Below are 23,936 nucleotides of genomic sequence, written 5' to 3'. Positions count from 1 at the left end.
CCGCTCGTTGAGGACACTATGCCCCTGAAAATCGCCATACTGGCCTCGGGCAGCGGCACCAACGCCCAGGCCATGATCGACAAGTCCGCCGACGGCATTCTGGATGTGGACATCCGCATGATCCTCAGCAACCGGCCGGGAGCCGGCGTGCTGGAGCGCGCCCGCAAGGCCGGACTGCCCCATCTGGCTCTGGACCACACCCTCTTTCCGGACCGGGAGAGCTACGACCGGAAGCTCATCGCCGTGCTGCAGGAAAGCGGCGCGGAACTCATCGTCCTTGCCGGATACATGCGCCTGCTCAGTTCCGCCTTTCTGGCGGCTTTTGCCGGACGGGTCGTCAACATCCACCCGGCGTTGCTGCCCAGCTTTCCCGGCGTGCACGGCGGGGCCGACGCCCAGGCATACGGGGTCAAAATTTCCGGCTGCACCGTGCATTTCGTGGAGGAAAAAGTGGACAGCGGCCCGGTGATCATCCAGGCCGCCGTGCCGGTCAACGCCGGGGAAGACCCGGACGACCTGATGCGGCGCATCCATGCCATGGAACACCGCATCTATCCCCAGGCCCTGCAATGGTTCGCCGAGGGCCGCATCAGCACGCGGGGCCGCCAGGTGCACCTGAACCCGGCCGTCTCGTCCGCCCGGTCCGCCGTCCGGCCCGACGGCCCGTGGCTGGTCTGGCCGCCGCTGGAAGAAGGATTCTGATCCTCCGGCGGCGCGAAAAAGCCGCAATCCGCTAGATCATTTTGCGCTTGAAATTATCGCTTAACGGCGAAGTAAATTCGCTGTGCGTATTCTCTCGGAGAATCCGCGCAGAGCGTTAAGATATTTTCAATATCGAAACGCTCTAATGAATAGAGCGGGAAAGACTCTTGCGGCAGCCTTCCTGTAGCTTTGCGGTTATTTCACAAAATCCGCCTTTTCCGCGCGGGCAGCGTTATCGGCGCGTTTTTGCTGCTCACATACTTGAGTATGTTCCGCACAAAAACGCGCCGATAACGCTGCCCGCACGAAAAAATCGCCAATTTTGCAAAATTCCCGCAAAACCAGCCCCCGCTCACCTGCCGACTGTGTCGGCTGCGTTCGCGGGAATGAGGAAGGAAGGCCACATATGGAAGCAAATGAATATCCGATGATTGAGGCATTCATTCGATTGCCCCGGCAATACCGGCCCGTTGCATTTCCCGGCCATATATAGTACCTCAAATATAAGGAATTATATCAGAAACAATTATTTACAACGCCCCCGCCTATGTTACAAGGATACAACTGGCGAAAAAGCCGCCACAGCGGCCGCGCAGGCTCCCCCCTTCCTGTGGGAGTCGACGGAGGGCGTATGCCGGAGGAATGGAACAGTTCCGAACTGCTCTATCAGAGCGTGCTGGATGCCCTGCCCGAGGGCATCCTTTACTGCGACACCAATTACATCGTCCGCAAAGTCAACCAGTGCTACGCCTCCCTGCTGGGCGGCGACGTCAAAACCATTCTGGGCAGGCCACTGCCGGATCTGAATCCTCTGACCCGCGCGCCGGTGGTCATCAAAAACGGCCGTCCGGAAATGGGCGATCTCTGCACCCTGCCGCTCTTCGGCGACAACTACAAATTCGTGGTTAACAGAATCCCGGTGCGCGACAGCGACGGCGCGGTCACAGGCATGGTTTCGCACATCCTTTTCACGGATCCGGCGGAACTGCGCGAGCTGAATCGCAAAATCGATTTCCTGGCAAAAAAACTGAAGCATTACAACCGCAGCCTCAAGTCGGAACACAACGCCCATTACGATATTGAAAGCATCATCGGCGACAGCGCGCCCATACAGGCGGTGAAAAAACTCATCCAAAACTATGCCGCCGATGCCCACCCCGTGCTGATTCTGGGCAGGACCGGCACAGGCAAGGAGCTGACGGCGCACGCCCTGCACGTGCGCAGCAACCGCGCCGCCGGTCCTTTTGTCAGCATCAATTGCGCGGCCATTCCCAAAGAGCTTTTCGAGGCCGAATTGTTCGGCTATGCGCCGGGCGCCTTTTCCGACGCGCGCAAGGAAGGCAAGATCGGCCAGATCGAACTGGCCAACACGGGCACGCTCTTCCTGGACGAGATCGGCGACATCCCGCTGCACGCCCAGGTCAAACTGCTGCGTGTGCTGGAGGAAAAACGCATCACCCGCCTGGGAGACGTTTCCGGCCGGGAGGTGGACTTCCGGCTGATCACCGCCACCAACCGCGATTTGCAGGACATGATCAGCCAGGGAAACTTCCGCGAAGATCTCTATTACCGCATCAACACCCTGACCATCCGCCTGCCGCCCCTGCGCGCCCGCACGGAAGACATTCTGCCTCTGGCCCGGCATATTCTTTCCAAGATCGGTTGCCCCACGGCGAACTTCACGGATGAGGCCGTGCGCGTCATGGAGGCCTATGCCTGGCCCGGCAATGTGCGCCAACTGTTCAACACTCTGGTGCACGCCACCCTGCATCAGAGCGGCAAACGCATCGACGCGCGCGATCTGCCCCACGAAGTCACGGGCGGCGTTCAGATTCCCGAACGCCACTCGCCCCCGCAACGCCACCATGATCTCGCCGCCTGGCTGAGCGCGCAGGAGGCGGGCTTTCTGACCGCGGCCCTGCAGGAAAATCAAGGCAACGTCACGCTCACGGCCCGGCAGCTGGGCATCTCACGCGTGACCCTCTACGCCAAGCTGAAAAAATACGGCATCCGGCACTCTGCCGCCGACACGGCTGTGACCGATCTGTAAAGATTACCTTACAATTATACTGTACAGAGATTAAGAAAACTTTACAAAAAGTCCCGCGCTCTCCGCCCGTTCCCTTCAGCCACGGCACGCATCCATGTAAAATACAAAACAATCGCCATTCGCCCACATTGAGGCACGCCCCTTGCTATCTCCGGACAAAGCGAATCATTCACCATGCCGTCACGTCCCGACCCCAGCAAAGGAGAAAAACATGCAAGCTGCCAATGGAGGCGAAGCCGCCGCCCGCGCCCTGATCGATCTGGGCGTGGAATTTGTGTTCACCCTCACCGGCGGACATCTCAACCATATCCACCAGATCCTGGAAAAGAGCCCGGTCCGCCTGGTGGACACGCGGCACGAACAGGCGGCCACCTTCATGGCCGACGCCTACGCCCGCATGACGGGCAAGCCCGGCGTGGCCATGCTCACCGCCGGACCGGGCTTCACCAACTGCATTTCGCCCTTGCAGCAGGCGGCCACCAATTGCACGCCGCTGCTGGTCATCGCCGGAGCCTCAGGCACGGACTACCGGGACAAGATGGACCTTCAGGACGCCCCCCAGGCGGCCATTGCCGCGCCTATCGTCAAGGCCGCCTACGTCTGCACCCAGACCGAGCGGGTGGCCGAATACGTGGAAACGGCCTTTCGCATGACCCTGGCCGGGCGGCCCGGCCCGGTCTTTCTGGAACTGCCCTGCGACGTGCTGGGCAAGGCCATGCCGGGCGGGCAGTGCGCCTGGCACAAGACCGTGCTGGATTCCCGGCCCGTGGACCCGCGCGGAGTGGAAAAAACCATCGCCCTGCTGCGCGAGGCTGAACGGCCCATTCTGATAGCGGGCAGCGGAGCCGGGTATTCCAGGGCGGGCGGAGCGCTGCGGGAGTTTGTGGAAAAGTGCGGCATCCCGGTTTTCACCTGCAATATGGGACGCGGCCTGATTTCGGATCTGCACCCGCTCTGTTTCGGCCTGGCTGGTCCTCACCGTCCGCTGGCCGCCCGCAAGGCCTATGCGGAAACGGATCTGGCCCTGATTCTGGGCAACCGCATCAGTCTCAACCACTTTTTCGGAGCCGCCTACAACAAAAATGCCGCGTTGATCCAGGTGGACGTGGCCGGTGAGGAACCGGGCCGCAACCGGGCCATTGACCTGCCCGTCATCAGCGATGTGCGCTCCTTCCTGGAACTGGCCAACAGCCGCCTGGACGCCCTGGGCCTCTCCGGAATCGGGCCGGACGGCCTGGGACGCCGCTACGCGGATTGGGTGGAGGAACTGCGCGCGGAACAACAGCGCTGCGCCGAAGCCATGCTGCCCATGCAGACCAGCGACGCCGTGCCCATTCATCCCCAGCGTCTGGTCCATGAAGTGGATCGATTCATGGACCGGGACGACGACGTGGTGCTGGCCGACGGCGGCGATACCCTGACCTGGGTGCATATCGGCCGCACGGCCCGCACGCCGTACAGAATTCTGGACCACGGGCAGTACTGGTGCATCGGCGGCGGCATCGCGGACGCCATTGCGGCCCGACTGGTCTATCCCGAAAGCCGGGTCATGCTGGTCACCGGCGACGGCTCCTTCGGCTTCAATTTCATGGAAGTGACCACGGCTCTGCGCAAGGGCCTGTCCCTGGTCATCGTGGTAGCCAACGACCAGAGCTGGGGCATGATCCGGCACAGCCAGCAGCTGCGCCTGGGCTACACCCTGGACTCCGTGACCTGGATCGGCCCCACGCCCTACGAAAAAATGGTGGAAGCAGCGGGCGGCAAGGGTTTTTACGTGGAACGCCCGCAGGACATCCGCCCGGCCATTGAAGCGGCCTTTGCCGCCAATACCGTGGCCTGCGTCAATGTGATGGTGGACCCCTCGGTCATCAGCCCGGCCAGCATCGCTTTGGGGCAGCTGGGGGCCTACAAGATCGATTAGAGGCTGTCGGCGCATTTTTATGACCAGCCTTTCTACCACAAGGAGAACAGCATGAGAAAACTCTCTGTCCTGATCCTGCTTCCCCTGTTTCTGTCCTGCCTCTGCGGGCAGGCGCGCGCGGCGGACTATCCGTCCATGAAAGTCCGCATCGCCTGCTCCACGCCCAAGGGGACTTCCATCCAGGCGGTCCCTCTGGAAAAAATGATTGAAATCGTGGAGCGGGAATCCGGCGGCAAGATCAAGTGCGAGTTCTTTCCCGGTGGAGTTCTGGGCGACGAACAGACCGTGGTCAAGCAATTACGCGGCAATGAAATCCAGATCGGCGTACTCGCGGCGGGCAACCTGACGCCCTTCGCGCCCAGGGCCACTCTGCTCATCCTGCCCTATATGTTCCCCACCAGGGAAAACGCCTGTACGCTTTTCAGCGACGCGCCCTTCATGCAGGAGCTCAACAACGCCATCGCCCAACAGAGCAACACCCGGCCCCTGGCCTGGCTCATCGGCGGCTACCGTGTGCTGACCAACTCCAAAAAACCTATCCGGAGCATGGCTGACATGCAGGGTCTCAAGCTGCGCGTGCCGCCGGTGAAGCTGCAACTGGAGGCCTTCCGCTCCTGGGGCGTGGAGCCGCACCCCCTGTCCTGGTCCGAGACGTTCAACGGGCTCCAGCAGGGCGTCATCGACGGCCAGGAAAACCCGCACCAGATCAACCGGGACACCAAGTTCTGGGAAGTACAGAAGTATATCTCCGATATCCATTACATGCTCTGGGTGGCGCCGATTCTGGTCAGCGAACGCTGGTACGCCCGACTTGACCCGCAGACCCGAGCGCTTTTTGACCGCGCTGCGCGGGAGGCCGCCCGTTACGAGTGGCAATGGGCCGCGGAGGACGAAAGCAAGGCCCTGCGCGCCTGCCTGGACAACGGCATGACCATCGATGCCGTGACGAATGTCCCGCCGCCGGGAGCGATCTCGGCGGCGGGACAGGAATGGTCCGGCGGAGCGGTTTGTTACGCCCAGGCCCTGGTGATCAGGTCGTGCAACTTCACCGAAAGGGCCTTGAGGTCCGGCTTGGTGTACTGGGCGTCCGCGCCCACGCTGGCGCATTTGCGGGCCAGGCTTTCGTTGATCATGGAGGAGAAAATAGCCACCGGGACCTGGTTGAGCATCGGGTCCGTCTTGATCCGCTTGCACAGGGCCAGACCGTCCATGGACGGCATTTCAATGTCGCTGATGATGCCCTGCACATAGGAGGAAATGGGCTTGCCTTCCTCTTCGCTGCGGGCGCGCAGGCGCTGGAGGTAATCCCAGGCTTCCTGGCCGTTGACGTGCTGCACCACGTTGAAGCGGCCTTCCTTGTTGAGCAGATCCAGCACCAGGGAACGGATGCTGCTGGAATCGTCCACATGCAGGATATTGTAGGTCTTGCCGTCGGCGTCATTCATGGCCGCGCCGTCAAAGCTGATGGCCATGGCCGGGTGCAGTTCGGCCACAATGGCCTCCAGATCCAGGAGAAAAATGACCCGCTCTTCCAACCGCACCACGCCGGTCACGGAACTGCGGCTGACGTTCTGCAGGAAATTGCCCGGCGCTTCCACATCCGTCCAGCTCAGGCGGTAGATGCGGTTGACGCCCGACACCAGAAAACCCGTGCAGACCGTGTTGAACTCGGTCACAATGACTTTGGCGTCCTCATTGGTGATGGGGCCGCTGCCCAGGAACTGGGCCATGTCGATGAGCGGCACAATGCGGCCGTTGCGATGGGGAAAGGCCCCCAGCAGGGCTTTGTGGCGCATTTCCGGCATGGCCGTGACGGTCTGCCGCCGCCCGATTTCCACCACCTTGGCCACATTCAGGCCATAGTGGGCTTCGTAGCCGTCCTGGTTGACGTAAAATTCCACGATTTCCAGCTCATTGGTGCCGGTTTCCAGCAAGATATTGGTCTGCGCCATAGCTGCTCCATGTGCGGGGACGCCGCGCGGATAGGTAAAAAATTTCCGAATGTCGGTCCGACCGGGAAAAACGCCGGCGCTCCGTCATCCGCGCCTGTCAGTGCCGTTGCGTTCTCTTATCGGACAACGGCCGAAAAAGATTAGCGGCGGCCCGGCAAATATACCGGGCCGCCGCCTGCGTGCCGCTGAAAATTTCAGTCCTGATCCTGGAACAGGGCCGTGGACATATAACGCTCGCCGGTGTCGCAGGCAAAGGTGACGATGTTCTTATCTCGCATTTCGGGACGGGACGCCACGCCCAGCGCGGCCAGCACGTTGGCTCCGGTGGAGATGCCCGCGCACACGCCCTGGGTGCGCATGAGCTTGCGGGCCATGTCAATGGCCTCCCGGCCGTCCACCTGAATGATTTCGTCCAGCAGGGCGCGGTCCAGGATTTCCGGCACAAAACCCGCCCCGATGCCCTGGATCAGATGCGGCCCCGGCTTGCCGCCGGAGAGCACGGGCGAAGCCGCGGGCTCCACGGCCATGACCTTGAAGCCGGGGATGCGCTCCTTCAGAAAACGGCCCGTGCCGGTGATGGACGAGCCCGAGCCCACACCGGCCACCAGCACGTCCATCTTGCCCACGCTGTCCTTGTAGATTTCCGGCCCGGTGCTCTGGTAATGGGCCTCCACGGCCTCGGGATTGGTGAACTGGCCGAGAATATGGCCGCCCGTGGCCTGGGCGATGCGGTGCGCCTCCTGCACGGCCGCGCCCATGCCCTTGTCCGCGGGCGTGAGCTTAAGCTCCGCGCCCAAGACCTTGAGCAGATTGCGGCGCTCCAGGCTCATGGATTCCGGCATGGCGAGCACGCAACGCAGGCCGCGCACGGCCGAGACCAGGGCCATGCCGATGCCCATATTGCCGCTGGTGGCCTCCACCAACACGCCGTCGGGCTCCAGTTCGCCGTTTTCAAGGGCGCGCTCAATCAGGTAAAAGGCCACGCGGTCCTTGATGGAGCCCCCGGGATTGCGGTTTTCCAGCTTCAGCCAGACCGTGCCCGGCAGGTCGCGGGAAAGATCCAGACGGAGCATGGGCGTATTGCCGATGGTCTGCAAAACAGTGGTCAACATAATCTATAGCCTCGCGTTATATACTCTCGCGTTTGCTGCGCTCAAAAAAGCCGGTTCCGGAAGCGTTACCGGCATTTACTTTTTACGGATATTCCTTAGATAAGGGTAGAGGAAAGCGCGCCGCTTGGCAAATAGTTCCAGCAGCCTCTTGACAGGCGCGACAAGTAGCCGTAAAGAAAGCGTCCCATCGGCGCGGAGTCGGGCGTTGCCCGGTAACAAGCCTTTGATTTTATGGAGGAAATGTCATGAAATTTGTACAGTTGGTGCCGCTTCTTCTGGCTCTGGCCCTTTGTCTGGCAGGCGGCGTGGCTCATGCCAAGGCCGATACCGTGGCTTTGTACACCGAAGCTGTGATGACCGGCGACGTGGCCGCCCTGCAAAAATTGCTGGCGCCCAACTACTGGCACGTCAGCTCCAACGGCCATATCCAGGACAAGGAGCACTTCATCGCCGGCATCAAAGACAAGGAGCTGATTGTGGACCGCCTGACGCTCACCAACGTGCGCGACACCAAGGTCGGGAACACCAGGATGCTTACGGCCAACGGTTACTTCAAGGGTACGGCCGTGCCGCCTCTGCCCCAGGGGCTGATGCGCTTCACCATGGTGCTGGCCAACAATAACGGCCAGGAGCAGGTGGCGCTTTTCCAGGCCACGCCCGTGGAGCCCACCCCGGACTGCAAGGACGGCAACTGCAAAATCAAGTAAGGCCGACCGCTCTTCAAAGATTATGGTCCGCCGTTGCCCCAGGGCAATGGCGGATTTTTGTTTTCCGAAAAGGCTTCCCTTCTCAGAAGCGCTTGAAACGCCATGCGTTTTTGCCGCTGTGCTTGGCCTGGTACATGGCGGCGTCCGCCGCCTTGTAACACTGTTCGTAGCTCATTCCCCGCTTTTCCCGGCAAATGCACACGCCCACGCTTGCCGAGGGCGTATAGACCTGGGAATCAAGAGTCAACGCGCGGGAGATGCCTCTGAAAAAGGCTTCAATCTTGGCTCGCAGCTCTTCCTCGCCGGTCAGCGAAGGCATAAAGGCCACGAGTTCATCTCCGCCCAGGCGCGCCACAAGGTCTGTTTCCGCAAAAGCCCTTTTCAGGCGTTGCGCGACAAAGGCCAGCACCTTGTCGCCGCAATGATGCCCGTACCTGTCGTTGACGCCCTTGAAATCATCCAGGTCAATGAGGGCCAGCGCGTAATTGCCGCGCCGCTCTTTGAGGTAAAGCTGTACGGATTCCTCAAAGCTGGCCCGGTTCATGATACGCGTCACCGGATCCAGGGTGGCTTTTTTCATGATATTTTCCGCAAAGGAAATCGGAAAATATTCATTCTCATTCTGCAGGGCCGTCGCTGTGGAGCAATGCCACGAACAAATCCTGAAGCCGTCGCCCTTGTCGCAGCAGGTATAGGTGTTGCGGCATTCCAGGGCGAAATCCGTTCTTCCCCGCAGGGATGCTCTGGTCTGCACGAACAATGTCGCCACGGCCGGTCCGAGAGCAATTTCTTTAACGTCCGTGAGCTCCACGTCATACGGCGTCGCGTCTGTTCGCAGATCGTCGTCCAGCAAGCGGGCCACCGCGTGTTTGCCGAAAATCTGCTCATGTGCCGCCGTGCCGATCCAGATCACATCGTCCGTGAGGAGTTCCAGAATTCCATCCCGGTTCCGTTCGCCATATTCATGCAGCAATTGCCGCACCGCCGCTTCCCCGCTTGCGGGCTTCGTTTTCAAAGTCAATCCCCCTTCACCGGCGCGGCCTTTCCCACCGGCAAACATACGGCGGCGACATGCTCGGCCGGGGCCTCCCGGTAAAACATGCCGCCGCCTTTCCAGAACATCACAGCGAAAACAGGGCAAGGCGTCTCAGCTAAAACACGCCCGGCAAACCATGGTTCCTCAAGGCCGCGTCGCAGGAGCCGATATGGTAGTCGGTGTGCGAGGCCAGCATGACCAGGGTGGCCGCGTAGGAGGTTTCGCGGCCCAGCTTCGCGCTCAGCACGACGTTAGTGCGGGCCAGGTCCGCGTCTTCCAGCCCGGCGATCCAGTTGTCCACGCGGGCCTTGACCGTGGCCGCGTAGCCCCGCAGGGCCGTCTTGCCCAGCGCCGGAACGTCCTGCGTCCTGAGCATGAGCGCGTCCATGTCGCAGGGTACGGGCAGCAGTTGCTCATTCTCGCCGAGCACAAAGAAATCCAGCACCATGATCGTGTGGGCGAGTTGCTGCCAGACGGGCCAGCCGCCGTTTTTCTCCACCCAGATTTCATCCGGGCAGACGTCCACATAGGCCTCCAGCAGTCCCCAGGCGTGCAGAAACGGCCCCTGAGCCGCCATTACGATTGCGCGGGACATACAGCCTCCTTAACGTTGTTACTCAAAGCGGCTCGCGCCGGTGATCAGCACCATGTCCACGGGCACATTCTCATGCATGCCCATGCTCTTGGTCTTGACCTTGGCGATCTTGTCCACCACGTCCATACCTTCGGTGACTTTGCCGAACACGCAGTAGCCCCAGCCGTCGAGCGTGGGCTGGCTGTGGTCCAGAAAGTCGTTGTCCACCAGATTGATGAAAAACTGGGCCGTGGCGCTGTGCGGGTCGCGGGTGCGGGCCATGGCGAGAGTGCCGCGCTCGTTCTTCAGGCCGTTGTCGGCTTCGTTCTGCACGGGCTCGCGGGTGTCCTTTTCGTCCATGCGCGCGCCCATGCCGCCGCCCTGGATCATGAAGCCGGGGATCACGCGGTGGAAGATGGTATTTTCATAAAAGCCGTCGTCCACGTACTGCAAAAAGTTGGCGACGGTCTGGGGAGCCTTGTCCGGAAAAAGTTCGATCAGGATGTCGCCGGACGAGGTTTCCAGCAACACGGTGGGATTGTCAGCCATGCCTGCTCCTTAAAAATTGGGGATATTCGGCCCGGCATGGGCCGTTTTTGAAATATAGGCCAGGCCGGGCCGGATGACAATGCCGGGGCCGGGGTATACACTGCCGCCCATGCCCGGAACGAAGAAAATTCCTCCCAAACAGCCCGCAGCGCGGCCCGGAGCCGCCCCGGCGATGCTGCCCGGCCTGGAGGCCGCGCCCCGACCCGCCCCGCCGCGCCACCTGCCGCCCGACGCGCATCTGCCGCAATTGCGGGAAGCCCTGCTGGCCTGGTTCGCCGCGCACCAGCGGCCCCTGCCCTGGCGCATCAACTACACGCCCTATGAGGTCTGGATTTCCGAGGTCATGCTCCAGCAGACCCAGATGGAACGCGGGGTGAGCTATTTCACGCGCTGGATGGCCCGCTTTCCGGACGTGGCGGCGCTGGCCGCCGCCTCGGAAGAGGAAGTGCTGCGCCTCTGGGAGGGCCTGGGCTACTATTCGCGCGCCCGCCACGTGCTGGCCGCGGCCCGGCTGATCATGGAAAAGCACAAGGGCGTCTTCCCCTCGGGCCTGGAGGACATCCGCGCCCTGCCCGGCGTGGGGCCGTACACGGCCGGGGCCGTCGCCAGCATCGCCTTTGGCGAAAAGCTGCCCTGCGTGGACGCCAATGTGGAACGGGTGGTGGCCCGCGTCTTTGATCTGGACGGTCCGGTCAAGCAGGAACCGGCGGCCTCGGCCGTGCGGGCCTGGGCGCTGCGCCTGGTGCCCGAAGGCAGGGCCCGCGAGCACAACCAGGCCATGATGGAGCTGGGCGCGCTGGTCTGCGGCAAAAAGCCGCGCTGCGCGCTCTGCCCCCTGGCCGCCTTCTGCGTCAGCCTGCATCTGGGCATTGTGGACCAGCGCCCGGTACCCGGCAAACGGGCCGCGATCACGCCCATTGAGGTGGTCACCGGCGTGCTGCGCCACACGGGCCGGGTTTTTGTGCAAAAGCGCCTGGCCTCCGGGGTCTGGGGCAATCTCTGGGAATTCCCCGGCGGCCGGGTGGAGCCGGGCGAAAGCCCGGAACAGGCCGTTGCCCGCGAGTTCGGCGAGGAAACCGGCTTCGACGTGGCCGTGGACCGCGGTTACGGCATCATCCGTCACGGCTACACCACCTACAGGATCACCCTGCACTGCTTCGCCCTCAGCCTGGCGGCGACAACGGCGGCCGCAACAGCGGCGGAACCGCCCGCCCCGCCCATCCTCACGGCGGCCAGCGCCTGGCGCTGGGTCACGCCCGTTGAACTGGAAAATCTGGCCATGCCCGCCGCCCACCGCAAACTGGCGGATCAGATTTTCGGGCCGGGCGGACAATCGCGCCTGCCCGGGGCGTAGCCGCCGGAATATCGGCCGCGCGCCCCGGAAAAATTCCCCCCCGAATCCCCCCCCTGCCAGGGCAGACGCATCTAAAAAGTCTTTATTCCCCGATAGATTGGGAAACGAACAAGAAGAGGCGAAGCCACCTTTGCTCCGCCGGAGCGAAGCGCAGGCGGATGGCTGGTACCGGGAGAATCCTAAAAAATAAGATTTTTGCGTGCCGGCAAGGAAAATGGCACTTTTTGCGCGGAGTGTACTCAAGTACATGAGCAGCAAAAAGCGCCAGATGACGCAGCCAGCACACAAAAGGCTGGTTTTGACGGATCATCACGGCAGATAAGGGACCTGCAAAACCTGAAATTAGATGCGTCTGCCCTGCTGCCCACCCTGCTCCCCCTTGTTGCCCTTTCTTCCCCGTGTTAAAAAATCATAGTGGGATTCTATTTTTTCCCCATTCCGTTTCCGGCACGAGGCCTGATTTGAAAAATTAGACACACAAAACCCGTAGGTTTTGCGGCGGCGGAGCCGCCGTGCGTCAGCGAAAACCCAGGTTTTTTTCGCGGCCGGCCTCCAGGGAACCGACAAAGGAGGGCAGGCATGGAGCCAAAAAAGACACAGCAAGGGACTCATTGCAAAGCGGTTCGAGCGCCTTCTCTTCCGGCCCTGATTCTGCTCCCGGTTCTGGCAGGATTCTGCGCCCTCGCGCCTGCCTTTGCCTCACCCGCCCTGGCCGACCGCGTCAATCCGGCGGGCAACGTCATCCACACCAGCAGTGTCGGCATGGGAACCCTCAAACCCGGCGACAGCCTGATCAATCTGGGGGGCATAGAGGGCAGCAACTCGTCCGCCTCAGGCATCACCGGCATATGGCTCCAGAATGGCGGCACGGCCCTCAACGCCGGGTTCATTACGCTCACCGGCATGGGGGGCGACGTCTGCGGCATACTCAGCGATCTCAGCACCTCCGGCACTGTCGGCACTGTCGGCAATTCCGGCTCCATCGCGGTGACGAACACCGGGACCAGCGATACAAACAGGGCTATCGGCATATATCTCAAGAACGGCGGCACGGCCCATAACTCCGGGACGATTACGGCCCGCAGCGTGGGACCGGCCTCCGGCATAACCATCGACATCGGCGGCACGGCCGATAACAGAGGTTCTATCACGGCCATGAGCTCAAGTGGAAACGCCTACGGCATGTCGTTAGGCAGCGGCACAGCGGCCAATTACGGCGTGATCCGGGTCAGCGCGCCCACGCCCGGCAAAGAGGCGCACGAACTCGAGATGAACGGCGCGGTACGGCTCGCGGCCTGGTCCCTGGAACTGCGCGATTTCGGAACTGACGCTACCCGTCCTTTTGCCGTTACCGGGTCCGGCTCCCTCGACTTCAGCGGCAGCCGCCTGATCCTGCGGCCCGGCACCACCGCCCAAGGTTTTGTCTGGGGCCAGGAGTACAAAGTGGAAGACATGGTGACGAGCGGCAGCAGCGCTTCTGGTTCCGTGGCTTCCGTGGCCTCGGAACTCCCCGATCTGCTGGAAGCCCGGCTCACGGGCACGGACTGGAACGATCAGAAAGTCTCCCTGCGTACCACCGTCAAGGCAAGCAGCAATCCCGGCCAGAGCGCCGCGTTGCAGGCCGTGGGCAATGCCCGTTCCGGCATGCAGCACCTCAGCGGCGTGCTGGCCGGGCAGTTGGCTCCCCGCAAGGCGGCCGGAAAGGATGTGATTTTGGCCGGGAATTCGGCGAATTCCCGGCCTGAGGGCATGCCCTCAGGCGATCCGTTGGGGCCGGACGAAACCGGGCGCTGGCGGGTTTTCGCCGCGCCCTATTTCAGCTCCGCGGCCAATCACGATCAGGACTACACCAGCAACAACGTGGGCATGGTCATGGGCGGCACCTGGCGTTTCAATGAGAACTTCGCCGGGGGCCTGCATCTGGGCTACAGCGGCAGCCATACCTGGGGCGATCTCATGGATACGGACAATTCCGCCCAGTCCGGCCTGGCCGGGCTGCACGCGGTCTTCAATGTCACGCCGGAATGGTATCTGCGCGGCCAGTTCACGGGCTTTATTTCCCGTTACCACAGTAATTACAAGAGCGGCCTGGCGGAAAATCCCATCTACGCGGACAACGAGTTTAACGGCCACGGCCTGTATGCGGCCCTGCACACGGGCTATGCCTGGTGGATCAACGACAACAATACCCTGACCCCGGAAATCGGCCTGGCCTGGCTCTGGTCCCATCAGGACGAGAACAGCCTGCACTGGTCCGACAGCGCGGGCGTTTCCCGGCCCGCCTACGACATGAAGTTTGACGCCCAGGACTACGCGGCCCTGTACGGCACGGCCATGCTGCGCTGGCGCGGCGACTTCGCCCTGGGCGACGAGCGGGCGGGCAACCTGCGCCCGGCGCTGGGCCTGGGCCTGCGCCAGACCCTGACCAGCGGCGAGGTGGAATCGCAAATGCGCTTCGCGGGCTCGAGCTTCTCCACCAGCGTGACCGAAGAACATACCACCATGCTGGCCGAGGCGGGCCTGGAATGGCAGTACGGCGGTTTTGCCGTTGGGCTGGCCTATACCGGCGAATACGGCGCGCAGCAGGAGGTGCATACCGGCTGGCTGACCATGAAGTTTGAATTTTAGGGCATTACAACACATTTTCAATGTGAAACAGAGAGGGCAATCCAGGGCCGCGCCGTATCCCGCGCGGCCCTGGATTGCCCTGATTTTTGAAGGCAGTTCCGCTGCAACACGGCCCCGGCTATTCTTTGAGCCGAACCATGAGCGCTTCCAGGGTGCCGGTCAGTTCCACCAGCCGGTCCATTTCCTCGCGGGCCTCGGCCATGGATTTGGCCGTATCGGCGGCCATGCCGCTGACCTGGTCGATGGAGCGGTTGATCTCCTCGCTGGCCGCGGACTGCTGCTCGCTGGCCGTGGCAATGGCACTGACCTGACCGGCCGTGTGCTCCACGGTGGTGACGATCTCCTCCAATGCCCGGCCGGACCGGCCCGCCAGATCCGTGGCCTGTTCGATCTGGGCCACGGCCTTGTCCACGGAGGCCATACTTTTGGACGTGCTGTCCTGAATGGCCTGGATGGCGTTGCCCACATCCTGGGTGGAAGCCATGGTTTTTTCGGCCAGATTGCGCACCTCGTCGGCCACCACGGCAAAGCCGCGCCCGGCGTCCCCGGCCCTGGCCGCTTCAATGGCCGCGTTCAGGGCCAACAAATTGGTCTGGTCCGCGATATCCGAAATGACGTTCATGATCCGGTTGATGGAGCGGGCGTGCTCATCCAGCCGGCCCATGTCCTCTTTGAGGTCCAGGGAGAGCTGATGCACCTGCTTGATGCTGTGTACGGCCTCTTCCACGACCTGCGCACCGGCTTCGGCCTTTTCCCTGGTCAGGGCCGAAGCGCCGGAAGCGGCCTCGGCGTTTCTCGCCACGTCGCGCACGGTGGCGTTCATTTCGCTCATGGAGGTCGCCGCTTCGGCAAGCCGCTGGGCGGACACGGCCGCGCCGCTGTCCGACTGCTGGATGCCCCGCGACAGGCCGCCGGAAATGCCGGAAATCCTGCCCACGGCTTCTTCCAGGGACCGCGCCACCAGGGCCATGCGCTCGTTCTTGTCCATGATGAGCTGTTCGGCCTGCTTCAGGGCCGTCATGTCCACATAGAGGCAGAGGCCGCCGATGCAGGCCTTGTCCTCGTCGTAGATGGGAAAAATATTGGCCAGCACGTCGATTTTCCGCCCCTTGTGGCCGGTGATGACGATATCCAGATTACGGAAGTACTCGCCGTTGCGGATGCTTTTGCCCACCGCCGTCTCACGCGCGGGATCATTATAAAAGAGTTCTGCCAGGGTTTTGCCCAGACAGGACTCCACGCTGTCGTCAATCTCCAGCATGTCCAGGCAGGCCTGATTGGTGCTGGTGGTACGCTCTTGCGCGTCCACCAGCAGATAGGGCATGGGCAGGCCCTGAAACACGCCGCGCGACAGGCCGCGCTCGAATTTCAACGCGCGCAGCGCGGCGTCCAGGCCCACGTGGATTGCGGGCAGATCCTCGGCCCCGAAGGCCTGGGCCGCGTCCAGGCGGCCCTCGGCCAGATCGCGCAGCCGTTGCCCCACAGCCTTCAGGGGCCGCAGAAAAATCAGCCGCGCGCCCAGGCCCAGGCAAAGGGCCGTAAACAGCGTGGCCAACACGGCCCCGGTCAGTGCCGCGGCGCCCAGCCCCTCGGGACAAAAAGCCGTCCCGGCCCAGGCCAGAACCGCCGTCAGCGCGGCCGTCGCAATGCAACTTACTGAAAACTTTTGAAAAAGCGTCATACTTCCATCCCCTTGCAATGAACGCCTCGGCAATATTTCACGCTCGCACGAGTCTTAACGGCGAATACCGGATTTCTTTTAGTCTATCTTGTGTAATTCGCGACGCAATTTATTTTCCACGGTTATTTCCGGACCTCCTACTTGACAAGCATTGCGGCATGCGCTAATTGAGTCCAATTCAAGACGATTTACGCTTCGGCGTATATCGTCACATCCTGATGCAGGACGTATGTTCACAACGGGGTGGCCTGAATAGGCCCCCTTTTTTTTGTCCCCGCGGCAAAAGCAGGCCACTTTCCGGGCTTCATCTTTAGCCGCCCTCAGTAAGGAAAACATGAGCGAAAACGCCCTCAAGGAAACCGTCATTCGTCTGGCCGAACCCGTGGTCCGCTCCCTGGGGCTGGTCATCTGGGGCGTGGAAGTGGTCCAGGCCGGGCGCATGGCGGTGCGGCTCTTTGTGGACGTTCCTTCCGGCGCGCCGGAAAGCCTTCAGGCCGCCGACGGGGAGGAAAATGAAGCCCCCACTTCAGCCAGCATAGGCCAGTGCGAGGAAATCTCCCGCCATCTGGGCCTGGCCCTGGAAGTGGAGGACGCCGTGCCCTCGGCCTATGTGCTGGAAGTATCCACCCCCGGGCTCACGCGCCTTTTTTTCAGCCTTGACCAGATGCGCCCCTATCTGGGCGACATGGTGGAAGCCCGGCTGCACGCCCCCGTGGCCCCGGAAACCGCCGCGGGGCCTGCGGATTGCGGAGGCGCGGCCCCCCGCCGCCTCTGGCGCGGCAGGCTCGCCGCCGTTGAGGCGGACGCCTTTGTGCTGGAACCCGCCGCGCTTTCCCCCGAAGGGGAGGTCAGCCCCGAGGGCCTGCCGCCCGTGCGCCTGCCCTGGACGGCTGTGCGCCGGGCCAGCCGCATGTATATTTTCCGCCAGCCGGTGAAGCCCGGCAAAGGCCCCGGCAAGGGGTCGGGCAAGGGCTCCCGCAAAACTCCCGGCAAGAGCGCCGGTCCCGTCCCCGCCCACGGCGAGGCATCACCTGAAGCGAAGTAGCGATTTCACGCCGCCACGCGCGGCAGCCGGAGGCAGACATGAATCTTGAACTCAAAAAGGCCATTGATCAGATCAGCAAAGACAAGGGCCTTGACCGCGACATGCTCATCGACACGCTGGAAGACGCCGTGCGCACCTCGGTGCTGCGCCGCTTCAGCGAGGATATGGACGTGGAAGTGACCTACAATGACGACACCGGCGACATTGAGGTATACCAGTTCAAAATCGTGGTGGAAGATGACGACGTGGCCAACGAGGACACCCAGATTGCCTTGGCCGACGCCCGCGAGCATGATCCCTCCGTACAGTTGGACGACGAAATGGGCTTCCGGGTCAAGGTGGAGGACCTGGGACGCATCGCGGCCCAGTCCGCCAAGCAGGTCATCATCCAGCGCATGCGCGACGCCGAGCAGGAAATCATTTACGAGGAATACAAGGACCGCGTGGGCGAAATCGTCTCCGGCATCATCCAGCGCCGCGACAAGGGCGGCTGGGTGGTCAACCTGGGCCGCACCGAGGCCATTCTGCCCCGTGAGGAGCAGATCCCGCGCGAACATTACAAGCGCGGCGACCGCGTGCAGGCCCTGATCATCGAAGTGCGCAAGGAGGGACGCGGCCCGCAGGTGGTCATCTCCCGCGCGCACCGCGACTACATGGCCGCCCTGTTCCGCCGCGAAGTGCCGGAAGTGGACGACGGCGTTGTGCAGATCATGGGCGTGGCCCGCGATCCCGGTTCCCGCGCCAAGGTGGCCGTGCTCTCGCGCGAACGGGACGTGGACCCGGTGGGCGCCTGCGTGGGCGTGCGCGGCTCGCGCATCCAGAACATCGTGCAGGAGCTGCGCGGCGAACGCATCGACATCGTGGTCTGGAGCCCGGAGATCGCCACCTACGCCCGCAACGCCCTGGCCCCGGCCCTGGTTTCGCGCATCGTGGTGGACGAGGAGGAAAACCTCCTGGAAGTCATCGTGCCCGACGACCAGCTCACCAACGCCATCGGCCGCAAGGGCCAGAACGTCAAGCTGGCCGCGCGCCTGCTGGGCTGGAAGGTCGATATCTTTACCGAAACCCGTTACAACGAGGCCAATGCCATCGGCCACGGCCTGGAGCAGGTCGCCAGCGTGGCGGAAGTATCCATTGAAGCTCTGCTGGAAGCGGGCTATTCCTCGCTGGACGCGCTGCGTGAAGCCAGCGACGAGGAACTGGCCGACAAGCTGACCATCAGCGCTTCGCGTATTTCCGACCTGCGCTCGGCCATCAACTTCCTGGCGCCGGTGGTGGAGAGCACGCCCGAGTCCTCGGCCGTGGAGCTGGGCAGGGCCGCCGGGACAGAGGAAGCGGAAGACGGGGACGCCCGGCCCGAAGAAGACGGGACGGAGCCTGATGCGGCACCCGAAACAGCGGAAGACGCCGGAAGCGGCGATGTGGAAAAATAAGGCCGCCGCAACGGCGCGGGAATCCGGCCCGGAAGCGCCGGAACAACGAAAAAGGCCGGAAGGCCCGGTGCGGATGTGCGTGATCTGCCGCCGCCGTTTTTCCAAGGCCGACGTGAACCGCCATGTGCTGACCCCGCAGGGAAATTTGAGTATTGACGTAGAAAAAACCAGACCGGGCAGGGGCTGGTATGTGTGTTCCGATCCTGTCTGCGAGCGGAAATTCGCGAAATACAGGCCCGGCACACGGCGCGCGGCAGCCGTTGCACGAGGAACGAGTGTTACGGATGCCGACAGCAGCGATGCGGCAGCCGATAAGCGAAAAAAGAACGTTGCTTTAGCTGTTGCGGCGCAACCGCTTACAGATAAGGACAGCAGCGCTACGGTTGGCGACAGCATTGATAAGGGGGGTAACCATGCCTGAAGAAAAAATTAAGATAAAGGATCTCGCCGGAGAGCTCGACGTGCAGTCCAAGGACATGCTGCGCGCTCTGCGTGATCTTGGCCTTCCGGCCAAGACCACGGCTGGTTCCGTGTCCGTGGAGGACGCGGCGCGCCTGCGCGACCATTTCGCCGGCCGGAAGCAGGGCGGCGTGGAGCGCACGGAGGTCCAGCCCAATGTCATCGTGCGCCGCCGCCGCAAGGACGCCGCGCCCGCTGAGGCCGCTGAACCCGCGCGGCGGGCCGCTGCCGCGCCGGGAGAAAAGGCCTCCGAGGCCGAAGTCGCTCCCGCGGCCAAAACTGAAACGGAAAGCGCGCCTGTCGCTGCCGTAAGCACGGCCACGGCTGAAAAAGCCGCAGCCGACGCCCGCGCTGATGCGCCGGAAGGCGCCACGGCCCAGGCCGCCGCTCCGGAAGTTGCGGAAACGCCCGCTGCCGCGCCCAAGGCACAGAAGACCGCCCGTGTGGTGGCCGCCGCGCGCGTCATCAGCCGCCCCGGCGACGAACCCGCGCGCCCGGTCGCGCCCGAAGCTCCTGTTGCGCCCGTTGAGGAGGAAAAGGCAGCCGCTCCCGAGGCTCCGGCCAGCGAACCCCCCGCCGAAGCCCTGGAAAAAAGCGCCAAAACCTCCCGCCTGGCCCGGCCCGACGCCTCGGCTGTGCCCGAGGGCTCTTCCGCGCCCAGCCTGCTCCCGCGTGCGGCGGAATCCCGTTCCGAGGCCGGGCAGGCGGACGATGCCGCGCCTGCGTCGGACGATGCCGGTGAAGCCGCGCCGCGCCGCGCATCCCGGCCTGAACCCGCCGCGCCCCAGGTGCGGATCATTTCACGTCCCGCGCCCGGTTCGCAGGACAGCCGCCCCGCCCCACGTTCCGCGCCCGGCTTCCGCCCCGGCGGTCCCGGACGGCCCGGCGACGGCCCGCGTTCACCCCGTCCCGGCGGCCCGGGCAGACCCGGCGGCCCCGCGGGCGCTGGCAGACCCGGAGGCACGGGCGCCCCGCGTCCTGGTGGTCCCGGACGGCCCGGCGGTTTCGGCCAGCCCGCGCCCGCCCAGCCCACTGACGGGCGTGACGGTCAGAGCAAGAAAAAACGGCTCAAGGGCCGCCGTACCGTGGACTTCCAGCAGGGAGATTTCGCCCGCCGCCAGAGCGACGATGATTCGCCGCGCCTGAACCGGGGCAAGGGCCGCCGCAAGGGCGGCAAGGCCGTGAATCTGCCCCAGGCCACCCAGCCCCTGAAGGCGGCCAAGCGCAAGATCCGCGTCACGGAAGCCATCCGCGTGGCGGACATGGCCCATCAGATGGGCCTCAAGGCCAATGAAATCATCAAGGTGCTCTTCGGCCTGGGCGTGATGGCGACCATCAACCAGTCCCTGGACATCGACACCGCCACCCTGGTGGCCGCCGAGTTCGGCTACGAAGTGGAAAAGGCGGGCTTCTCTGAGGATGACTATCTCCTGCCCAAGGAGGCCGACGCGCCCGAAACCCTGAAGCAGCGCCCGCCGGTGGTGACCATCATGGGTCACGTGGACCACGGCAAGACCTCGCTGCTGGACGCCATCCGCAAATCCAACGTGACCCGCGGCGAAGCGGGCGGCATCACCCAGCACATCGGCGCCTACCACGTGAAGACCAAGCGCGGCGAAATTGTCTTTCTGGACACGCCGGGCCACGAGGCCTTCACGGCCATGCGGGCGCGCGGCGCGCAGGTCACGGACCTGGTCATCCTGGTAGTGGCCGCCGACGACGGCGTCATGGAGCAGACCCGCGAGGCCATCAACCACTCGCGCGCGGCCAACGTGCCCATTATGGTGGCCGTGAACAAAATGGACAAGCCTGGCGCCGACCCGGACCGCGTGCTGCGCGAGCTGGCCGAGCTGGGTCTCCAGCCTGAGGATTGGGGCGGCGACACCATTGTGGCCAAGGTTTCGGCCAAGACCCGCCTGGGCCTGGACGACCTGCTGGAAATGGTGGCCCTGCAATCGGAAATCATGGAGCTCAAGGCCAACCCGGACAAACCCGCGCGCGGCCATATTGTGGAAGCCAAGCTGGACAAGGGCCGCGGCCCCATCGCCACGGTGCTGATTCAGGAAGGCACGCTCAAGCAGGGCGACAACTTCGTCTGCGGGCCCTTCTCGGGCCGCGTGCGCGCCCTGACCAACGACCAGGGCAAGAAGGTCAAGGAAGCCGGACCCTCCCTGCCCGTGGAAGTGCAGGGCTTTGAGGGCGTGCCCGTGGCGGGCGAGGAATTCTTTGTGGTGGCCGACGAAAAGCTGGCCCGCCGCATCGCCGATTCCCGCGCGGCCAAGCAGCGCGAACGCGATCTGGCCTCCGAATCCCGAGTCACGCTGGAAACGTTCCTCTCCCAGCGGGCTTCGGATCAGGAAACCCTGACCCTCAATCTGGTGGTCAAGGCCGACGTGCAGGGCAGCCTGGAAGCCATTACCGAGGCTCTGAACAAGCAGAGCACGGACAAGGTGCGCCTCAACGTGGTGCATGGCGGCACCGGCGCGATCACGGAATCCGACATTCTGCTGGCGTCGGCCTCCAAGGCCATCATCATCGGCTTCAACGTGCGTCCCACGTCCAAGATCAAGGATGTGGCCGAGCACGAGAACGTGGACATCCGCTTCTACGATATCATCTACAAGCTGGTGGATGACATCAAGAGCGCCATGGCCGGCCTGCTGGCCCCGGTGCAGCGCGAGGTCTACCTGGGTCAGGCCGAGGTGCGCGAGACCTTCAGCGTGCCCAAGATCGGCGTCATTGCCGGTTCCTATGTGGCGGACGGCAAGATCGCCCGCAATGCCGGGGTGCGCCTGCTGCGCGACGGCGTGGTGGTCTATACCGGCAAGATCTCGTCCCTCAAGCGTTTCAAGGATGACGCCAAGGAAGTGGTCAAGGGCAATGAATGCGGCGTGGGTCTGGAGAACTTCAACGACGTCAAGATCGGCGACATTATTGAAGCCTTCGAGACCGTGGAGGAAGCGGCGACGCTGTAGAGGCTGGAAGCCGGGTTACGGCCTGGTTGGATTGCCGGGTTATACGGCGAAAAACGGTTTTTCTTCCGCTGGCTGCGTCAGCGGCGCGGTTGGGACGCTCACGTACCTGAGTACGTTGCGCATCCCAACCGCGCCGCTTCCTTGCCTGCAAAAGAAACTCTTATTTTTACCGCATTCTCCGGCACGGGCCATCCGCCTCCGCTCCGCTTCGGCGGAGCAAGGGTGCTTCGCTCAACGCTGAAAAAAGTTGCCGGTGCCATCACCACGCGCGATACCTGCTCTACGATTCTCCCTCCCGGCATCATTGGTCGTCAGCTTCCTTAAAAAATTTTTATGTTGCCAAGGAAACAATATAATTTTGCTGACGCAGGCAGCATGAAAAGGCTGCTTTTCGTCAAATAACCAGGGCGTATTAACGGCCCCAAGCCAAGGCACAGCTTTTATGCCCATGTTCATGGCGGTTCTGACCGTCGAATTCAGCCTGGACGGCAACGACAACCTCAAGGCCAAGCGCCGCGTCGCCAACAGCCTGAAACAAAAAACCCGCAACAAATTCAACGTGGCCATCGCCGAAGCGGGCACCGAGGACAGCCTCACCCGCCTGCGTCTGGCCGTGGTTTCCATTTCCAACAGCGAAACCCACCTCCGTAGCCGCATGGACAAATGCGCCCTGATGATGGAAGCGGTCTGCTCCGAGGAAATGGTGGGCAGCCAGGTGGAGATTTATGCCGCAGACTGAACTGATTCCCGCGTTCTTCCGGGACGGCGCGCAACGCATGGCCCAAGCCCTGCGGGGCGTGGACCGCGTCCTGGTGTCCGGCCACGTCAACCCCGACGGCGACGCCGTGGGTTCCCTGGCCGCCGCCGGGCATATCCTGCGCGCCATGGGCAAGGAATTCATACTCTACAGCAGCACCGGCCTGCCCCAGTACCTGAAGTTCTTCCCCTTGCCCGGCACGGTGCGCACCAGCCTGAGGCATCTGCCTTTCACGCCCCGCAGCGCCCTGCTGCTGGACTGCGGCGAACCCCACCGCCTGGGCAGTGAACTTGCCGATCGCCTGCCGCGCCTCACCAGCGTGAACATCGACCACCATCTGGGCGGGAACGGCATGGGCAGCCTGGCAAACTGGGTGGAGCCCCAGGCGGCGGCCACCGCCCAGCTCATGGCCTATGTGGCCCTGGCCGCCGGTCTGCCGCTCGAAAACGAACTGGCCTGCGACGTGGCCCTGGGCATCATCACGGACACGGGCGGCTTCTGCCACGGCAATACCAGCGCGGACGTCTTTTCCCTCTGCGCGCATCTGGTGCGCAACGGCTGCGATCTGACCGGGCTGCGCGAACGCCTGGAAAACACCTGGAGCATGGGCCGCATGCGCCTCTGGGGACGGCTCATGGACCGCGCCCGCCTGGAACGCAACGGCGAGATAGCTTTCTGCCGGGTGCTGCTGGAAGATCTGCGCCAATGCCGGGCCCTCAAAGAGGATTTGGAAGGCTTTGTGGAGCAGTTGCGGCGTCTGGGCGGAGTGCGCGCGGCGGCCCTGCTGCGCGAGGACAGCCCGGAACTGTGCAAATTCAGCCTGCGTTCCTACGGCGCCACGGACGTGCGCGCGGCCGCGGCCGCCCTGGGGAGCGGCGGGCACCTCAACGCGGCGGGCGGCACCTTGAGGATGACGCCGGACCGGGCCGAGGAAGCCCTGCTGGCGGCCGTCAACGCGCAACTGGACCGGGAAGACAATATCTGATCCGCTGTCGATAACA

20 protein-coding genes and 1 pseudogene are annotated in these 23,936 nt (G+C 63.3%); 13 read left to right on the top strand and 8 right to left on the bottom strand.

The genetic code is table 11. The features are described 5' to 3' along the window. The first annotated feature begins 18 nt into the window (after nt 1-18). Complete coding sequence (gene purN, locus HMPREF0326_RS04235) at nt 19-702, top strand: phosphoribosylglycinamide formyltransferase (RefSeq protein WP_008683171.1); 684 nt, start codon at nt 19-21, stop codon at nt 700-702. 195 nt (nt 703-897) lie between these two features. On the opposite strand, the gene HMPREF0326_RS16640 is transcribed toward purN, so the two are convergent. Beyond that, on the bottom strand, nt 898-1,146 hold the full coding sequence (locus tag HMPREF0326_RS16640) for a hypothetical protein (protein ID WP_147568372.1): 249 nt from the start codon (nt 1,144-1,146) through the stop codon (nt 898-900). A gap of 187 nt (nt 1,147-1,333) precedes the next feature. Between HMPREF0326_RS16640 and HMPREF0326_RS04230 the strand changes: the two genes are divergently transcribed. From HMPREF0326_RS04230 to HMPREF0326_RS15885, 3 genes and pseudogenes are all read left to right on the top strand, one after another. After that, nucleotides 1,334-2,752 (top strand): sigma-54 interaction domain-containing protein, encoded by a 1,419-nt coding sequence (locus tag HMPREF0326_RS04230; RefSeq protein WP_008683170.1) that lies wholly within the window; start codon nt 1,334-1,336, stop codon nt 2,750-2,752. A gap of 211 nt (nt 2,753-2,963) precedes the next feature. Then, complete coding sequence (locus HMPREF0326_RS04225) at nt 2,964-4,673, top strand: thiamine pyrophosphate-binding protein (protein WP_008683168.1); 1,710 nt, start codon at nt 2,964-2,966, stop codon at nt 4,671-4,673. Between the two features lie 51 nt (nt 4,674-4,724). Further along, nucleotides 4,725-5,609, top strand: a pseudogene (locus HMPREF0326_RS15885) (TRAP transporter substrate-binding protein); the annotation flags it as partial. A gap of 74 nt (nt 5,610-5,683) precedes the next feature. Here HMPREF0326_RS15885 and HMPREF0326_RS04215 read toward each other — a convergent pair. Both HMPREF0326_RS04215 and cysK read right to left on the bottom strand, forming a co-directional pair. Beyond that, nucleotides 5,684-6,625 carry a chemotaxis protein gene (locus HMPREF0326_RS04215; RefSeq protein WP_008683165.1) on the bottom strand — a complete coding sequence of 314 codons (942 nt, stop codon included), beginning with the start codon at nt 6,623-6,625 and terminating at the stop codon, nt 5,684-5,686. A gap of 194 nt (nt 6,626-6,819) precedes the next feature. Beyond that, on the bottom strand, nt 6,820-7,737 hold the full coding sequence (cysK, locus tag HMPREF0326_RS04210; RefSeq protein WP_008683163.1) for a cysteine synthase A: 918 nt from the start codon (nt 7,735-7,737) through the stop codon (nt 6,820-6,822). Between the two features lie 245 nt (nt 7,738-7,982). On the opposite strand from cysK, the gene HMPREF0326_RS04205 reads away from it, so the two are divergent. After that, entirely contained in the window at nt 7,983-8,444 is a 462-nt protein-coding gene (locus tag HMPREF0326_RS04205) for a nuclear transport factor 2 family protein (protein ID WP_008683162.1), read from the top strand. Between the two features lie 82 nt (nt 8,445-8,526). On the opposite strand, the gene HMPREF0326_RS04200 is transcribed toward HMPREF0326_RS04205, so the two are convergent. From HMPREF0326_RS04200 to HMPREF0326_RS04190, 3 genes are all read right to left on the bottom strand, one after another. Then, nucleotides 8,527-9,459, bottom strand: a complete 933-nt coding sequence (locus HMPREF0326_RS04200; protein ID WP_232221573.1) for a diguanylate cyclase domain-containing protein — start codon at nt 9,457-9,459, stop codon at nt 8,527-8,529. Between the two features lie 136 nt (nt 9,460-9,595). Further along, the gene (locus HMPREF0326_RS04195; protein WP_008683158.1) at nt 9,596-10,075 is read right to left on the bottom strand and encodes a DinB family protein; all 480 of its coding nucleotides are present in this window, start codon (nt 10,073-10,075) and stop codon (nt 9,596-9,598) included. Nucleotides 10,076-10,093: 18 nt separating this feature from the next. Next, on the bottom strand, nt 10,094-10,603 hold the full coding sequence (locus tag HMPREF0326_RS04190; protein WP_008683157.1) for a peptidylprolyl isomerase: 510 nt from the start codon (nt 10,601-10,603) through the stop codon (nt 10,094-10,096). A gap of 172 nt (nt 10,604-10,775) precedes the next feature. On the opposite strand from HMPREF0326_RS04190, the gene mutY reads away from it, so the two are divergent. Continuing rightward, nucleotides 10,776-11,957, top strand: coding sequence for an A/G-specific adenine glycosylase (gene mutY / locus HMPREF0326_RS04185; protein ID WP_020990240.1), 1,182 nt, complete (start codon nt 10,776-10,778; stop codon nt 11,955-11,957). Between the two features lie 579 nt (nt 11,958-12,536). Further along, the gene (locus HMPREF0326_RS04180; protein ID WP_008683153.1) at nt 12,537-14,585 is read left to right on the top strand and encodes an autotransporter family protein; all 2,049 of its coding nucleotides are present in this window, start codon (nt 12,537-12,539) and stop codon (nt 14,583-14,585) included. 118 nt (nt 14,586-14,703) lie between these two features. Here HMPREF0326_RS04180 and HMPREF0326_RS04175 read toward each other — a convergent pair whose 3' ends face one another. Then, nucleotides 14,704-16,266: a methyl-accepting chemotaxis protein gene (locus tag HMPREF0326_RS04175; protein ID WP_008683152.1), complete on the bottom strand. Its 1,563-nt coding sequence runs from the start codon at nt 16,264-16,266 to the stop codon at nt 14,704-14,706. A 334-nt stretch (nt 16,267-16,600) separates the two neighbouring features. On the opposite strand from HMPREF0326_RS04175, the gene rimP reads away from it, so the two are divergent. Genes rimP through infB form a run of 4 tightly spaced genes read left to right on the top strand, consistent with a single transcriptional unit; the run spans nt 16,601 to nt 22,178 of the window. Beyond that, nucleotides 16,601-17,311: a ribosome maturation factor RimP gene (gene rimP, locus HMPREF0326_RS04170; RefSeq protein ID WP_020990239.1), complete on the top strand. Its 711-nt coding sequence runs from the start codon at nt 16,601-16,603 to the stop codon at nt 17,309-17,311. Nucleotides 17,312-17,349: 38 nt separating this feature from the next. Beyond that, nucleotides 17,350-18,744 carry a transcription termination factor NusA gene (gene nusA, locus HMPREF0326_RS04165; RefSeq protein WP_008683149.1) on the top strand — a complete coding sequence of 465 codons (1,395 nt, stop codon included), beginning with the start codon at nt 17,350-17,352 and terminating at the stop codon, nt 18,742-18,744. After that, complete coding sequence (locus tag HMPREF0326_RS17545) at nt 18,731-19,165, top strand: YlxR family protein (RefSeq protein ID WP_008683148.1); 435 nt, start codon at nt 18,731-18,733, stop codon at nt 19,163-19,165. The genes nusA and HMPREF0326_RS17545 overlap by 14 nt, the downstream gene beginning before the upstream one ends. Next, nucleotides 19,158-22,178, top strand: coding sequence for a translation initiation factor IF-2 (gene infB / locus HMPREF0326_RS04160; protein ID WP_020990238.1), 3,021 nt, complete (start codon nt 19,158-19,160; stop codon nt 22,176-22,178). Before HMPREF0326_RS17545 ends, infB begins: the two co-directional genes overlap by 8 nt. Before the next feature lie 231 nt (nt 22,179-22,409). On the opposite strand, the gene HMPREF0326_RS16635 is transcribed toward infB, so the two are convergent. Next, nucleotides 22,410-22,634, bottom strand: coding sequence for a hypothetical protein (locus HMPREF0326_RS16635; RefSeq protein ID WP_147568371.1), 225 nt, complete (start codon nt 22,632-22,634; stop codon nt 22,410-22,412). On the opposite strand from HMPREF0326_RS16635, the gene HMPREF0326_RS04155 reads away from it, so the two are divergent. Together HMPREF0326_RS04155 and HMPREF0326_RS04150 are read left to right on the top strand one after the other, a co-directional pair. Beyond that, the gene (locus HMPREF0326_RS04155) at nt 22,627-22,917 is read left to right on the top strand and encodes a DUF503 domain-containing protein (RefSeq protein WP_035061128.1); all 291 of its coding nucleotides are present in this window, start codon (nt 22,627-22,629) and stop codon (nt 22,915-22,917) included. The two genes, HMPREF0326_RS16635 and HMPREF0326_RS04155, sit on opposite strands and share 8 nt — an antisense overlap. After that, a complete protein-coding gene (locus HMPREF0326_RS04150) occupies nt 22,904-23,920 on the top strand; it encodes a DHH family phosphoesterase (protein WP_020990237.1) in 1,017 nt (338 codons plus the stop codon). Before HMPREF0326_RS04155 ends, HMPREF0326_RS04150 begins: the two co-directional genes overlap by 14 nt. The last annotated feature ends 16 nt before the right edge of the window (nt 23,921-23,936 follow it).

Origin of the sequence: Desulfovibrio sp. 3_1_syn3, assembly GCF_000145315.2 — a bacterium.
GTDB classification, from domain to species: domain Bacteria; phylum Desulfobacterota; class Desulfovibrionia; order Desulfovibrionales; family Desulfovibrionaceae; genus Desulfovibrio; species Desulfovibrio fairfieldensis.
The sequence above is the reverse complement of the archived record's forward strand: the minus strand, read 5'-3'. Positions and strand labels throughout refer to the sequence as shown.